General features: G+C 54.8%; 15 protein-coding genes. 5 read left to right on the top strand and 10 right to left on the bottom strand.

From position 1 onward, the window contains the following. Positions 1–41: 41 nt before the first annotated feature. A complete protein-coding gene (locus AC13H5_RS11630; protein ID WP_483545796.1) occupies positions 42–2,726 on the top strand; it encodes an HD domain-containing phosphohydrolase in 2,685 nt (894 codons plus the stop codon). Between the two features lie 42 nt (positions 2,727–2,768). On the opposite strand, the gene AC13H5_RS11625 is transcribed toward AC13H5_RS11630, so the two are convergent. Genes AC13H5_RS11625 through AC13H5_RS11615 form a run of 3 tightly spaced genes read right to left on the bottom strand, consistent with a single transcriptional unit; the run spans position 2,769 to position 5,933 of the window. Then, positions 2,769–3,869 carry an ABC transporter permease gene (locus AC13H5_RS11625; RefSeq protein ID WP_483545795.1) on the bottom strand — a complete coding sequence of 367 codons (1,101 nt, stop codon included), beginning with the start codon at positions 3,867–3,869 and terminating at the stop codon, positions 2,769–2,771. After that, entirely contained in the window at positions 3,856–4,995 is a 1,140-nt protein-coding gene (locus AC13H5_RS11620) for an ABC transporter permease (protein ID WP_251130486.1), read from the bottom strand. The genes AC13H5_RS11625 and AC13H5_RS11620 overlap by 14 nt, the downstream gene beginning before the upstream one ends. Before the next feature lie 5 nt (positions 4,996–5,000). Then, positions 5,001–5,933 (bottom strand): ABC transporter ATP-binding protein, encoded by a 933-nt coding sequence (locus tag AC13H5_RS11615; RefSeq protein WP_034778822.1) that lies wholly within the window; start codon positions 5,931–5,933, stop codon positions 5,001–5,003. A gap of 146 nt (positions 5,934–6,079) precedes the next feature. Between AC13H5_RS11615 and AC13H5_RS11610 the strand changes: the two genes are divergently transcribed. Both AC13H5_RS11610 and AC13H5_RS11605 read left to right on the top strand, forming a co-directional pair. Next, positions 6,080–6,478: a hypothetical protein gene (locus AC13H5_RS11610; protein ID WP_483545794.1), complete on the top strand. Its 399-nt coding sequence runs from the start codon at positions 6,080–6,082 to the stop codon at positions 6,476–6,478. A 55-nt stretch (positions 6,479–6,533) separates the two neighbouring features. Then, positions 6,534–6,731 carry a CsbD family protein gene (locus AC13H5_RS11605; RefSeq protein ID WP_034778818.1) on the top strand — a complete coding sequence of 66 codons (198 nt, stop codon included), beginning with the start codon at positions 6,534–6,536 and terminating at the stop codon, positions 6,729–6,731. A 40-nt stretch (positions 6,732–6,771) separates the two neighbouring features. Here the strand turns inward: AC13H5_RS11605 and AC13H5_RS11600 are convergent, their stop codons facing one another. From AC13H5_RS11600 to AC13H5_RS11570, 7 genes are all read right to left on the bottom strand, one after another. Continuing rightward, positions 6,772–7,695, bottom strand: a complete 924-nt coding sequence (locus AC13H5_RS11600; RefSeq protein WP_483545793.1) for a CAP domain-containing protein — start codon at positions 7,693–7,695, stop codon at positions 6,772–6,774. A gap of 113 nt (positions 7,696–7,808) precedes the next feature. Further along, positions 7,809–9,044, bottom strand: coding sequence for an exo-beta-N-acetylmuramidase NamZ family protein (locus tag AC13H5_RS11595; RefSeq protein WP_483545792.1), 1,236 nt, complete (start codon positions 9,042–9,044; stop codon positions 7,809–7,811). 173 nt (positions 9,045–9,217) lie between these two features. Then, complete coding sequence (locus AC13H5_RS11590) at positions 9,218–9,976, bottom strand: ABC transporter permease (RefSeq protein ID WP_034778811.1); 759 nt, start codon at positions 9,974–9,976, stop codon at positions 9,218–9,220. Then, entirely contained in the window at positions 9,976–10,824 is an 849-nt protein-coding gene (locus AC13H5_RS11585) for an ABC transporter ATP-binding protein (RefSeq protein WP_483545791.1), read from the bottom strand. The genes AC13H5_RS11590 and AC13H5_RS11585 overlap by 1 nt, the downstream gene beginning before the upstream one ends. Next, positions 10,821–11,024 carry a PLD nuclease N-terminal domain-containing protein gene (locus tag AC13H5_RS11580; RefSeq protein ID WP_082665716.1) on the bottom strand — a complete coding sequence of 68 codons (204 nt, stop codon included), beginning with the start codon at positions 11,022–11,024 and terminating at the stop codon, positions 10,821–10,823. The genes AC13H5_RS11585 and AC13H5_RS11580 overlap by 4 nt, the downstream gene beginning before the upstream one ends. A 106-nt stretch (positions 11,025–11,130) precedes the next feature. Next, positions 11,131–11,544 (bottom strand): universal stress protein, encoded by a 414-nt coding sequence (locus tag AC13H5_RS11575; RefSeq protein ID WP_058764343.1) that lies wholly within the window; start codon positions 11,542–11,544, stop codon positions 11,131–11,133. A gap of 109 nt (positions 11,545–11,653) precedes the next feature. Further along, positions 11,654–13,135, bottom strand: coding sequence for a SulP family inorganic anion transporter (locus AC13H5_RS11570; RefSeq protein ID WP_483545790.1), 1,482 nt, complete (start codon positions 13,133–13,135; stop codon positions 11,654–11,656). Positions 13,136–13,359: 224 nt separating this feature from the next. Between AC13H5_RS11570 and AC13H5_RS11565 the strand changes: the two genes are divergently transcribed. Continuing rightward, on the top strand, positions 13,360–13,677 hold the full coding sequence (locus tag AC13H5_RS11565) for an ArsR/SmtB family transcription factor (RefSeq protein WP_052090154.1): 318 nt from the start codon (positions 13,360–13,362) through the stop codon (positions 13,675–13,677). Between the two features lie 13 nt (positions 13,678–13,690). Continuing rightward, the gene (arsD, locus tag AC13H5_RS11560) at positions 13,691–14,050 is read left to right on the top strand and encodes an arsenite efflux transporter metallochaperone ArsD (protein WP_483545789.1); all 360 of its coding nucleotides are present in this window, start codon (positions 13,691–13,693) and stop codon (positions 14,048–14,050) included. The last annotated feature ends 12 nt before the right edge of the window (positions 14,051–14,062 follow it).

The raw sequence follows: 14,062 nt of genomic DNA, 5'->3' as shown, positions 1-14,062 counted from the left end.
AGGTAAACTGAAAAGTAGAATTGAACGGAGGAGGGACCGACGTGGCAGACTTAGACCAGACCAAATTTCAATCCTTGTTGCGCCATATGCCCCAAGGCTACGTCGAGTTTAAAGTGCTCTACGATGAGGCGGGGGAGCCCGTCGATTACGAGTTTCATGAAGTGAACGAAGCGTTCGAGCGCATCATGAAAGCAAAGCGCGAACATTTTCTCGGTGGACGGATCACCGACAAGTTGAAAGATTTTGAATACAGCGAACGGGAATGGATCGTCCAAGTCGCGCGGGCCGTCGGCAGTGGCGAAGCCATCACGTTCGAACATTTCTCGCGTCGCAACAAGGCCTGGTATGAACTGTCTGTCTTTAGCGAGCGTCCGGGTTATGTGTCGACGCTGTTCCACGACATCACACCGCACGTCCAAGAGAACAATGCGCTGAAACAACTCGTCAACGTGTCGCACCGCTTCGTGACGACCGGACGAGAATTGTTGATGAACCAACATTTCCTCGACCAGATTCGAGGGTTCACCGGTGCGAAGGCCGTGACGCTCAATTTAGTCGACGATGATGGACAGACGTACTCGACCGTGGCGCTCTCGGGCATTGATGAACTGCTCGAGCGCAGTCTCGATGTGCTAGGCTTCCATCCGGTCGGCCGCAAATGGCCGATGAGCCCGAAACGGTCCAAGTTACTCGAGGCACCGAGCCCAATCGTGTTCGACGACATTTTACCGCTCGTCGACGGGGTGTTGCCGAAACGACTGATCAAAAATATTTTACGGATTTTTGACCTTGGCCAAGTCGTCTTGTTTAAAATCGAGAAGGACGGTGTCTTTTACGGGGATTTGACGATTGTCATGCAAGGAAATAAAGAGGCGAGCCGCCTTGGGCTCGTCGAATTGTATATCGTGCACATCCTCGAACAGATGACGAAAGCGGACCGGCAAATCGGGGATGCAAAAGAGTCGATGTTCGAAGGGTTCGCGACCGTCGACTTGGAGTGCATCATGTCCCTGACCAATCATGAGATTTTCCATTTGAACGTGGCGTGGGAGCGTGTGCTCGGGTTTCCGCTCGAAGAACTCGAGAACATGGACTTCACGAGCCTGATTCATCCCGATGACGTCGAGAAGACGAATGAAGCGTTCGCCTTGCTCGAAGAAGGGAAGGACATCTTCCGTTTCGTCAACCGATACCGGACGATCGATGGAGACTATCGATCAATCGAGTGGCATTCAAAAGTCCAAGGCAACTATATTTACGCCGTCGCCAAAGACGTGACGGAACGCGTCCAACTCGAGGAAGAACTCGCCGAGCGGGACCGATTGCTCACGAAGCTGTCCGATCAAGTGCCCGGTGCCATCTATCAGTTCGAGCGGCGCCCGGACGGCAGCTTCCACTTCCCATTCTTTAGCCGAGGATTCGAGGTGCTGACTGGTATTACGTTCGAGGAGATGAAACAAGACCCGGGTCTCGTGTTCTCAAAAATCCATCCCGAAGATTATCCGAACGTGATGGCGAGCATTGAGACGTCGTACGAGAACTTGACGATTTGGGATGCGGAGTTTCGTGTCCTGACGCCCGACGGCCGGACGACGTGGATTTTAGGATCGTCGCGTCCAGAGAAGCTTGATGAAGGGCACGTCCTTTGGCACGGCTATATCGGTGACGTGACCGAGAAGAAGAAATATGAGATGGAAATCGAGTATTTGAGTTATCACGACCAGTTGACCGGGGTGAAGAATCGCCGTTACTTCGATGAGGCGCTCATCACGTACGACGAGCCGGACTATTATCCGCTCGCCTTGATCGTCGTCGATGTCAATGGGTTGAAGCTGACGAACGACGCGTTCGGTCATCTCGTCGGGGATCGTTTGTTGATCGAGGCGACGATGACGCTCAAACGTGAAATTCGAGGGAAGGATACGGTCGCTCGAATCGGTGGGGATGAGTTTGTCATCATCATGCCGAATACGTCACTTGAAGAGGCGAATCGGCTGTCCGATCGCCTGAGCCAACTGTTCCTCGCCAAATCGATCGAAGGGCTGCCGATTTCGGCATCGTTTGGGGAAGCGGTGAAGGACGATGACGCGCTCTCCATCGCGGAAGTGTTCAATTTGGCCGAGGACCGGATGTATCACCATAAAGTGTCGGAGAAACAAAGCCGACGCCACCATTCGATTCAGCTCATCATGCGAACGCTCTACGAGAAAATTCCACGCGAGGAAGCGCACTCGCAACGCGTCGCCGAGCTGTCACGGCAACTCGGACGGGCGATGGGCTTCACGAGTGCCGATGTGAACGAACTCGTCACGGCAGCGACACTGCATGATATCGGCAAGGTCGCGATCAGCAATGAGATTTTAGACAAGCCGGGCACGTTGACCGAGGCCGAATGGCGTGAAATCAAACGTCATCCCGAAGTGAGCTACAACATCTTGAGTACGGTGCCGGAGTATGGTCCACTGTCGGAAATCGTGCTCGCCCACCATGAACGATGGGACGGGAACGGTTATCCGAAAGGCATCAGCGGAAAGCAGATTCCGCTCGCGTCACGCATCATCTCGATCGCGGACACGTTCGACGTCATGATGACGGGACGCCCATACCGGAAAGCGAAGACGCTCGACGAAGCGCTCGCGGTCATCGCAGAAGAAGCAGGCCGACAGTTCGACCCGGAACTCGTCGAGGTGTTTTTCAAGAAGGTCGTGCCGACGTTACAGAGGTGATTGAAGCATTATAAAAAGGAGAGCCATCGCGGCTCTCCTTTTTCATGTGAGCGGCCGTTTCTTCAACGTCCAGGCGCTGAGGAGGAAGACGGTGAGCGCCATCCCGAGCATGATGAGGACGGATTGGAGTGGGAAATGGTCCTCGTACATTTGGGCGACCCCGTAATTGAACCAGTACGTCGGCAAGAAGCGTCCGACGACCTGGAGCGTATCAGGCAGCCACGTCAGACTGATGAAGGCGCCGCCGGTGATGGCAGCGGCCATCGTGACGGACGTCTGCCAAATGTTCGCTTTCTCCCGGTTCGTCGCCAGGATGGCGATGAGCGAACCGATGGCGAGACAGACGAATAAATAGACGATAAACAACAGCGTGAGGACAGGTAGGTGCGCGAGTATGTCCTGTCGATAGAGGACAGCGCTGAAGGCGAGCAACATGAGCACGTAGAGCAGCCCGACCGCGCAAAACGACACGAACAGCGAACCGATGTAACGCCGGGGCGTGACCGGGGCCGCAAATAAGCGCGAATAAATCTTCTCGTCCCGGTCGTCGGCGACGAACAACGGAATGAACTGAAGGAACGCCGACATCATGACGAACGACAAGAGGCCGAGGAACGCCTGCGTCCGCGCCGTCGTCGCCACGCTCTGTTGGAACGGCTCGCTCGAGAGGGTATAGCCGTTTTCCGTCTCACGTTCGGCGAGCTCGGTGAACCGTTCCTCGTCAAACTCACTTGCGATCAATAGTTGTCGCTCACGGGACAAGTGTGAATTGAGCGCTTGTTCAATCAACGCGGCATCACTCCCTTCGGTCGCACTGAACGACAATCGCGGCGTCTCGCCATCCAAGAGCGCCTCGGAGAATCCGTCCGGAATCACTAAGACGATATCTTGTCCTTGTAGCAACGCCTCGTCGGTCTCATCGGTCTCAAGCGGTGTCACCTCTCCGAACCGTCCCGCTTCTTCAATCACGCGACCGGCGAGTGTTCCGCCGTCGCGGTCGAGAATGCCAATCGAGGCGTTCAAGGCGGACGTCGAACTGAGGAACGACAGGATGAGGGCGAACCCGAACACGGAGACGAACGTGAACACCCATAGCCCTTTTTTCCGAAGCATACGCTTGGCGACATGTCTAAATAGCACCACGGCGGTTCACCCCTTTCCATAGCAGCAGGCTGATCCCGGCAAAGACGAACAGATGGATGGCGAGCCAACCGAGACTTTGCCAAAACACGGACGTGTCTCCGCCGCGCAAGAGCACCTGAAGCATCCCTTCCCGCATGAAAATCGGCATGAAGACGTACTTAGCCCACGGCACGACGCTCAGCGTCACTTGGTCGAAACCAGGGACATAGCCGCCAGAGAGAATCATGATGATGGCCACGAACCCGTTGACAATCGCGTCTTTCGTCGCGCGCGAGATACGGGGTAAGCTTGAGATGAAGAAACCAAACGCCGTACCGTATAAAGCGAGGGCGAGCCAAGATAGGAACAATAGACTGAAGTGAACGTAGTCGAGCGAGAAGCTGCGATACACGAAGTGACTGAACCAAAACACGAGCACAAGTTGCAGGAAGATGAGCGTGTATCGGCTCAAACTGCGGGCCAGGCGATATTCGATTCGTTTGACGGGAGCGGCTTGGATCCGAAGATAGCTCCCCGTCATCGGTTGCTCCTCACTGAGCATGCCCGTGATGTAGAACGCACCGAACAGCGCTGTCATGATGGAAATCGTGACGGTGAAATATTCGAGTGACGTCGGGGTCCGACCCGACAAGTCGACGCTCTCACTGTCGATGAATGACTCAGGCGTAAACGGGGCGGAGACACCCGTCTCAGCGAGTGTGATTTGCTGATTGGCGACGTCCGTATATTGCCGGAGCACGGCCTCGAGCACATCGAACTCGATCGTCGACGGTTCCTCGTACAGTAAGCGCACGTCAGGACCGTCCAAGTGGAGAATGACGTCGGCATCACCGTCATTCACGCCGGTCTCGGCCGCGGCCAGACTGTCATACGGGACGAGACGGATAAACTCTTTTATGTCATCGTCGGCGAGGAACGTCTCGAGCGGTACTCGATAGTCGTCGGTCGACTGTTCGACGTAGGCGACGTCCGTGACCGGGAGCGAGAAGTTGCTGTTGAAGATGGCCGACAACATCGTGCCGAGTCCGAAGATGAGAATGATTGGGAAGATGAGCATCCAAAAGATGGTCGAGCGATCACGCAGTTGCTGTTTGACATCGTATTTGATGAACGTCCATAGTTTCATCGGACTCACTCCCTAAGTGTCTTGCCGGTCAGAGCCAGAAAGACGGTATTCAAGGACGGACGGTCGACGGTGATCGAGGTGAAACGGACCCGTTCGTCATGGAGCACGTCAAGGAGCGGGGCGAGCGGGGTGTCTTTCTCGAGCGACACTTCGAGGAACGGTTCCTCGTAATCGACTTTCTTCACTCGCTCGAGCGATTCGAGCCGTTCGAGGAGGCCTGGGGTGAGAGCGTCGACTTTGATGCGGGCCGTCTCGAGCGTCATGACTTGGTCTTTCAGTTCGTCTTGCGTCCCTTCGGCGATAATCCGCCCTTCATCGACGATGGCGACGCGGTCGCAGAGCATCTCGACTTCTTCCATGTAGTGGGACGTGTAGATGATCGTCGCCCCGCGTCGATTCAACTCGCGGATGTTCTCGAGGATGGTGTTGCGCGACTGTGGATCGATGGCGACGGTCGGTTCATCCATGAAGATGAGTTCGGGCTCGTGCACGATGCCGCAGGCGATGTTGAGACGACGAAGGAGCCCCCCGGACAGTTCCGGCGGACGTTTCTTTTGGTGCGCGGTGAGTTCGACGAAGTCGAGGGCAGCCTCGGTCTTTTGTTTCGCTTCAGACGGCTTGAAGCCATATAGCTCAGCGAAAAATTGGATGTTTTCAAAGACGGTCAGCTGATCGTACACGGAGACGTGCTGCGGCACGATGCCGACGCGCCGTTTGATTGTCAGTTCGTCCTTCGGCATCGCGTGGTCGAAGATTTTGATTGAACCGCTGTCGGCCGGATATAGGTTGAGCATGACCGAGATGGCGGTCGTCTTGCCGGCCCCGTTCGGTCCGAGCAGGCCGAACAGTTCGCCGGCCTCGACGTGAAGTGAAAAGTCGTTCAAGGCAATCGTCTCACCGAACCGTTTTGTGACGTGATCGAGGGCGATGATGGACACGTGGACGCAACTCCTTTCAACTCCAGAACGTGAAATAGCGTACAAGGTTTTGTTCCCGTTTGCAGGAACTTCCGAACCCGTTGCCGAATGAAATATAATAGTCGAATTATTCAGACAATTAATGGAAGTCGAAGTGAGGGATCGCGATGAAAAAGTGGCAGTTCAATAAAGAAGAGTCGAGTGAGAAGTTTCCGGACGAGATGGCGTTGGCGTTGTTTTGTACGGTCGAGCCGAAACGGATGGACACGACACTCCCGTTTTATTACGACGAGTCGGTGTTCCGTTTCTCGAACGGGGCAGAGTCGTTCTACTTCAAAATCTCACCAAGTTATCACGAGTTCGAGGTGAACGTGAAAGACGCGACGGGGGAGTTGCTGTATTATCAGCTCCTCCGCACGGTCGGGAAAGTCGAGGTGCTCGAAGATCGTCGCGACCACGGTGAGCTATTGATCGTCATGAACGAGGATCGTAACCGCACGGTGACGACGATCGAGCTGACCGTCCGACCGCGTTTCCGGGTGCTCGTCAAAGAGCACTATGTTTGAGTTTTTCTCACAGTGGTACATGAATTAGACATGATATCACGAGGAGGAGATTCACATGAAAGACGGACTTAACAAAAAAGTCGATGGCTTAATCGATAAGGCGGCAGGCAAAGCGAAAGAAGCGGTCGGCAAAGCGTCGGACAATCAATCGCTCAAACGTGAAGGACAAAAAGACCAAGTGAAAGGGACGGCCAAAGAGAAGACGGGCCAGGCCCAACAAAACCTTGAAAGCCTGAAAGACGAACGCCGCTAAAAAAACCGGGAAATCGCGATCAATGCGACTTCCCGGTTTTTCATTTCGTCAAAAAGACTTGGACGTGAATCGTCGACCCTTGTGCGTTCTTGGCGGCGCCGACACCAAGGTGGGTGAAGTTTCCGTTCAAGATGTTGGCGCGATGACCTGTCGAGTTCATCCAGGCACTGACGGCTTGCGTGGGGTCGCTCGACCCCATGTAGATGTTTTCACCCCAACCGCGATAGCTGACGTTATAGGCGTCGAGCGTATTCCCTGGGCTTCCGTTCTCACGGAGCTGGTGGGAGAACTGTCCCGTCCGTGCCATCTCGTCGGCCCGGACCTGGGCGACGCGGTTCGCCTCGCTCGACGCGGAGAGCGCTGACAAACCGGCCGCCTGGCGCTCTTCATTCGTCTCACCCAAGACGCCGCTCGCCGGCGCTCTAAATGTGATGTGCTTCGCTAAGATATAACCCATCTTCGTCCCGACGCGCACTTTGTACCAACGTGTCGTGCCCGTGTATCGATACGAGATTGTCTCAAGCTTCATCCCTTGGCGCAGGAAAACGACGTTCGGCGAGGTCGTGAGCGGACGTGACTTCAAGTAGACGCTCGACGGGGCGACGTACGTTGTCTTCGTGAACGCGACTTCGGCTGTCGATAGCTTGACGTATGCGGCCGGAACGTATGCGTAGCCCGTGCCCCATTGGATTTTGTACCATCGGGCCCCGTTCGTCGTGAACGATGTCCGGACCATCATCGTGCCATTGCGAACAAGTTTACCTAAACTTGTCGCTGAGCTTGATGGTGTTTTCCGGACGTTGAGTTGACTGATCCCCGTGACGGAACCTTTCGTATTGACGGCCGTCTCACGATAAGACGCCTCGACCGTCGTCGGATTGACGGTGAGCGGAGTGGTCGGCGGGGTAAATGTGAACGCGGTCGCCAAGGCGGCAGCGAGCAAGACTGAGGCAGGTTTTTTCAAAATGGGAAGCTCCTTTTTCGATTATATAACCATATAATATATTGAGTAGGGCGATGATGGGTATTACCGTTTGATTACAAAAAAAGGCAGACTCCATTGAGCCTGCCTGGTTGTCATTTGTACAACAAATACTCTTTTCGAATCGGCAAGAACGCATCGCGCTCGGCGTCGACTTTGTCCATGATCGCCTCGAGCGACTCACCGGCGAGGATCATGTCTTTCACGTAGGCGTTCCCGGTCAGCTTCGTGATGAAGTCGTTGGCGAGGAACTCGAACTCGTCCGGATACAGGTCGTGTGCCGTCTTGACCATGGCGATGCCGGTCTTGACCGCTTCAAACTTCGACGGCTCGGTGACATACACTTCGACGCCGTGCGACAGTTTGCCCGCGTTCTTCGAGAACGTCGGCGTGAACGAGGCAGCGCGGAACGTGACGCCCGGAAGCTCGAGTCCGTTCAACGTCTTGGCGTAGTCATGCGCCTTCACGTAAGGGGCACCAATCAACTGGAACGGCTTCGTCGTGCCACGTCCTTCCGACAAGTTCGTTCCTTCGAACAGACCGGTCGCTGGATAGACGTTGACCGTATCCGTCGTCGGCATATTCGGGGACGGCATGACGAACGGGAGTCCCGTATCTTCATACAGCATCGAGCGCTTCCAGCCCTTCATCTTGACGACTTCGAGGTCGGCCTGAAGCTGATATTCTTTGTTGAACAAGCGTGCCAGCTCACCGACGGTCATGCCGTGCTTGAGTGGAATCGGATAGAGGCCGATGAAGCTCGAATAGGCCGGGTCGAGCACCGGTCCTTCGACGCGGAGCCCGCCTTGCGGGTTCGGCCGGTCAAGGACGACGAACGGGATGTCATTCTCGGCCGCGGCTTCCATCGCATACGCCATCGTGTAGATGTACGTGTAGAAGCGGGTGCCGACGTCTTGAATGTCAAAGACGAGCACATCGACGTCTTTGAGCATCTCGGCCGTCGGTTTCTTCGTCGCGCCGTACAGGCTATACACCGGAAGCCCCGTCACTTCATCGATGTATGAGCTGATCGTCGATCCGGCTTGTGCATCACCGCGGACGCCGTGCTCCGGTCCGTACAGTGCCGTCAGTTCGAAATCATCGGAGTTGTGGAACAAGTCGACGATGCTCGTCATGTTGGCATCGACCCCGGTCGGATTCGTGATCAGTCCGACTCGTTTACCCGCCAAGATTTCAGGATTGTCCATCAACCGGTCGACCCCGAGCTCGACTTTCGGCTTTTTCGGGACAGACTTGGCATCGGCATCGAGCAATACGACTGATGACGTGACGAGCGTGAGGGCGGCGAGACCGCCAATCCATTTCTTCATAACAGTTCCTCCTCTAAAATGTAAGCGCTTCACTACTTACTCGAAAGTGTACCATTTTGTATTTTTAATTCAATGATATGTAACATAAATAGGAAATTATATTTCTTAATTTGATTCGTTGTACCTAAAAAGCCATCGGAATTTTCCGATGGCTTTCACATGATGCTTGCAACTCAAGATGAACGGCTGATGAACAACAACCGTCTCGAGGCGATGAACAACGTGGCGGCGATCAACAAGATGCCGCTGACAATCGGCCAAACGAGTAAGCTCTCGCCCATGAGCACTTCGGCCGATAACGAGCCGAGCCGCCATGGCATCCAATCCCATTCGAGCCAACCGAGGAGGAGCGACATGATGAAGTGGAGACCGAGCGTGATGACGAGGGCGACGAGTCCGCTCTCGAGCAACGCCGCAAGCATGAAGAAAATCGACAGCTGGACGACGAAATGGAGCATGAGCAGTCCGGTCGCGAGCAAAAAATCGGTGACATTGAACGAATCGAACAAGACGATCGTGTAGTAGGCGGCACTCAGTTGGGCAAGTCCGATCGCGATCACGGCGAGTAGCGAATAATGTCCCCATTTGCTGAGGACGATCCGCGTGGCCGGAATTTTCAGTGATTTGAGCCAGGCGAGCGTGCCGAGCGACCGTTCGTGGCTGAACGTATGCATGGCGGACAAGAGGACGACGAGCAGTCCGATTTGCCGCAACTGTTCGCTCGCCGACATGAGCACTTCTTCCGGTGACGGGGTCGGGATCTCGATGACCGCACCGTCCGGCAAGTTGCCGCCCGAGGCCAATATGTCCGGGAGGAAATAGAGCGTGAGCGGTTGCATCGCCGCAAGCAACATCAAGGCGATCGGTACCCAAATCATCCGTTTATTGCGCCATGACTCTTTCCACTCTTGTTTGAAGATGGCCAGTTTCATCAGGCGTTCACCTCCAAAAAGAGTGACTCGAGCGATGGGTGTCCGACGTGGAGCGATTGGAGTCTTAGACCGCGCTCCAGCAGCAGCTGCAGCATCGCTCGTTCCGTCACGTCTTTCGCGTCCGTCTCCAGTTCCCATGTCGTCCCGGAGCGGGTGACGTGACTGACACCGGGGAGCGTCCGCCATTCCTCTTCCGTCAAGACGTCGTTGAACAGACGGACTTGGATCGAGGACTTCGAACCGAGCAAATCGGTCACCGTCCCTTCCATGAGCAGGCGCCCTTGCCGGAGCAGGAGCACCCAGTCACTCGCTTCCTCGGCGTCAGGGAGCACGTGCGTCGAATAGAGAATCATCCGCTCCTGCTTCAAGTCGCTCAATAAGTCGAGTACTTCCCGACGGCCGCGCGGGTCGAGCGCCGACACCGGCTCATCGAGCAGTAACAACTCCGGGTCATGTACGAGTGCCTGGGCGATGCCGAGCCGTTGCCGCATCCCGCCGGACAAGTGGGCTGCTGGCCGATCGACGGGCTCGAGTCCGACCCGTTTCAGCAGATTGACCGGGTCGACACCCGTTACCCCGGTCAACTCGGCCGCATAACGGATCGTCTCGACCGGGGTGAGCGATGGATAGAGCGCTGGCCGCTGCGGCAAATAACCGATGCGAATGGCGTCGTGGCCGACGATTTGACCCGACGTCGGTGTCGTCACGCGGGCGATCATGTTGAGCAATGTCGTCTTTCCGGCCCCGTTCTCACCGAGGAGCGACGTGCAACCCGGTCGGAGCGAGAAGCTGACGTCGTCGAGCGCGGTGAACGTGCCGAATCGTTTCGTCAGTTGGGTGACGTTCATCGCTTCGTCCGTCCCCATAGGAAGTAGACGATTGGCCCGAGGATGTTGATGAACAGGATGACGAGAAGCCACACCCATTTCGGTCCGTTCGTCTCTTGTCGCTTCAGTAAATCGATCAAGGCGACGACGAGCAAGATGAGTTGTAGGATGAGGAGCGGCAATAAAATGAGCAATAAATTTGAGTCATTGGCAATGTCCAATTATGTTCCTCCTTCATAAATGAGTTCACTATCCCATTCCACACCTAGTACTTATTTCCTGTATGGAACAGAAAAAATCCCTTTCTCGGCTGAGAAAGGGTGACCATCATTTGACGATGATGACCGGGGCGAGAGCGCGTTTGGCAAGCTTATGGCTGACGCTGCCAAGCACGAACTCTTGGAACGTGTTCAGTCCGCGTGAACCGACGACGACGTACTCGTACGGCTGATGGTTCGCGTATTTGACGAGTTCGACGTCGGGTTCGCCGCGAAGTTCGATATATTCATATTCGAGCCCGGCCGCGACCACTTGGTCGAACAGGGGTTGTAACATCAATTTTCGCTTCGCTTCGAGATCGAGTTTTCCGGTCGAGTTGAGCGCGGCTTCTTTCGATTCTTTGGCGCTGACGACATGGACGATGTCGATCGATGCGTCTGATGCCTTGGCGAGCTGAATCGCTTTCTCAAGCGCCCGCTTCGAGTGGGCAGATCCGTCTGCCGCTAAAAATACCTTTCCCATAAAAACGTCCTCCTCTTTCACACAATCTACTTTTAGTATATGCGATTTTGTAGAGCCATGGATAAAAAAATGGGAGTGAACGCGAATGTCCACTCCCGTAGAGACCAAATCAATGGCCGGCGTTTGCTTCTTGTTGTTTCAAGTGAAGCGCGAGCGTATTGAGCAGTTTCTCTGAATCTTTGTTCAAGTTCAATAGTTCCGGCTCGATCCCGACTTCGCGATACTTGAAGACGACTTTATCGATGGCACCGATGGCCGAGTCGTCCCAAAGATGGGTGTTCGAGAAGTCGATAGTGACGTGTTTGACACCGGCTTCGGCGTCTTCGGTCACATCGAACTGATTGACGAACTCAGACGTCGAAGCGAAGAAGAGCTGACCGTTCACGATGTAACGGGCACGATCGGCGTCTACACTGCGATCGAGTTCGACTTTCGAGATTTTTGCGGCGAAGAGGATCGCTGCCGTCAAGATCCCGGCGAATACACCGAGTGACAAGTCGTGGGTGACAACCGTGACGAGCACCGTCACGAGCATGACGACCGTATCCGATTTTTGAGCGGTACGCATCGCTTTGAGCGAGCCCCAGTCAAACGTCGCATACGAGACGAAGAACATGACACCGACGAGAGCGCCGACCGGGATGAGCATCAATACATCACTCATCGTCATGATCATGATGAATAACGCGAGTCCGGCGACGAACGTCGACAGTCGGCCGCGAGCACCTGACGAGACGTTGATGACCGATTGGCCAATCATCGCACACCCTGGCATCCCGCCGAAGAAACCAGCGATGATGTTGGCGATCCCTTGACCGCGCGACTCGCGATTTTTGTTTGAATCTGTTCCTGTCATGTCATCGACGATTTGTGCCGTCAACAGTGACTCAATCAATCCGACGAATGCGAGGGAGATCGAGTAAGGAAGGATGATCATCAACGTGTCAAACGTCAACGGGACGTTCGGGAATAAAAATTCCGGTAGCGTTGCTGAGATCGTTCCCATATCACCGATGTTTTTCGTATCGAGACCGAGCGTGATCGCGAGCACCGTCATGACGACGATGGCGACGAGCGGGGCCGGGATCATTTTCGTGACACGCGGGAATAAGAAGATAATCGCGAGTGAACCGGCGACGAGCGCCCAGATGATCCAGCTCTCGCCTTCAAAGTTCGACAATTGCGCTTGGAAAATCAAAATAGCGAGCGCATTGACGAAGCCGACCATGACGGCGCGCGGGATGAACTTCATCAACCGGGCGATGCCGAAATAGCCGAGCGCGATTTGGAACACTCCGGCCAACATCCCGGCTGCAAGCAAGTACTCGAGTCCGTGGTCCGCGACGAGCGAGACGATGACGAGGGCCATCGCACCGGTCGCGGCCGAAATCATGGCCGGACGACCGCCGGCGAACGAGATGACCATGGCGATGATAAAGGACGCGTATAGCCCGACCATCGGGTTGACTCCCGCGATGAGTGAGAACGCAATCGCTTCAGGGATGAGTGCGAGCGCGACGACGAAGCCGGCTAGGACGTCAGCTCGGACGTTGCCGAGCCAATCTTGTTTAATCGTATTCAATTTTTCCAAAAGAACACACCTCTCTATATATTTTTGACTTTGACCTCCGAGTCTCACGAAGATCAAACGCCGCATTATATGAAAGAAGTCGTTCGACCGACACATGGTTTCACAACGTGTTTCATCATACCGAACTTTTTCTGAAATGACAATTGCCTCGATTGAAAAACTATGGTAATTTCATAACGTAAAGGTTATATAACGGATTTGTTATACAGAGAAGGAGAATGACGATGCATACGGTAGATGATTTAAGTAAAGTGCTCAAAGTGCTCGCCGACCCGACCCGCTTGACGATGCTCAAGCAAATGCAGGCAGGAGAGCAGTGCGCCTGCAGTTTTGTCGACTGTTTCGACATCTCGCAGCCGGCCATCAGCCGTCATTTGAAGATGATGCGCCAAGCGGGGCTATTGTTAGAACGCCGCGACAAGCAGTGGATTCACTATCGGTTGAATGAGACGAGCCCGTTCTATGCGATCGTCGTCGAGTTGCTCGACAACATCGAGACGGTCGATGCGAGTTGTGACTGTGACGCTGAGTGTGCGATTTAAGGAGGAGTCAACGATGAAACTTGAAGTGTTCGAACCAGCCATGTGCTGTCCGACCGGACTGTGTGGTCCGTCGATCGATCCGGAACTGACGCGGATCGCGACCATCCATTACGTATTGAAACAACGCGGCTTTGATGTGGCCCGTTATAACCTCGCCTCCGAGCCGAACCGGTTCGTCGAGAACGCCCATGTCCAAGCTGAAATCGTGAACGGGCTTGAGACGCTTCCGCTCACGGTCGTTGATGGGGACATCGTCAAACGGGGTGCCTACATGACGAACGAGGAGATTGCCGAATTGACAGGACTCCCGGTCGAGTCGTTCGCCGCGCAAGACGGCGAGAAACCGAAAGTTCGCATCACGCTCAAAAAATAAGGAGGCGCGTCA

Source organism: Exiguobacterium sp. FD-YE-25-4 (genome assembly GCF_057004685.1).
Note: the sequence above shows the minus strand (reverse complement) of the source record. Positions and strands in the feature narration are given on the sequence as shown.

Bases quoted from the DNA above. Each gene is read 5' to 3' on its own strand.
- arsD (WP_483545789.1), top strand. From the start codon at position 13,691: ATGAAACTTGAAGTGTTCGAACCAGCCATGTGCTGTCCGACCGGACTG.
- AC13H5_RS11565 (WP_052090154.1), top strand. From the start codon at position 13,360: ATGCATACGGTAGATGATTTAAGTAAAGTGCTCAAAGTGCTCGCCGAC.
- AC13H5_RS11605 (WP_034778818.1), top strand. From the start codon at position 6,534: ATGAAAGACGGACTTAACAAAAAAGTCGATGGCTTAATCGATAAGGCG.
- AC13H5_RS11590 (WP_034778811.1), bottom strand. From the start codon at position 9,976: ATGAAACTGGCCATCTTCAAACAAGAGTGGAAAGAGTCATGGCGCAAT.
- AC13H5_RS11595 (WP_483545792.1), bottom strand. From the start codon at position 9,044: ATGAAGAAATGGATTGGCGGTCTCGCCGCCCTCACGCTCGTCACGTCA.
- AC13H5_RS11575 (WP_058764343.1), bottom strand. From the start codon at position 11,544: ATGGGAAAGGTATTTTTAGCGGCAGACGGATCTGCCCACTCGAAGCGG.
- AC13H5_RS11620 (WP_251130486.1), bottom strand. From the start codon at position 4,995: ATGAAACTATGGACGTTCATCAAATACGATGTCAAACAGCAACTGCGT.
- AC13H5_RS11610 (WP_483545794.1), top strand. From the start codon at position 6,080: ATGAAAAAGTGGCAGTTCAATAAAGAAGAGTCGAGTGAGAAGTTTCCG.
- AC13H5_RS11585 (WP_483545791.1), bottom strand. From the start codon at position 10,824: ATGAACGTCACCCAACTGACGAAACGATTCGGCACGTTCACCGCGCTC.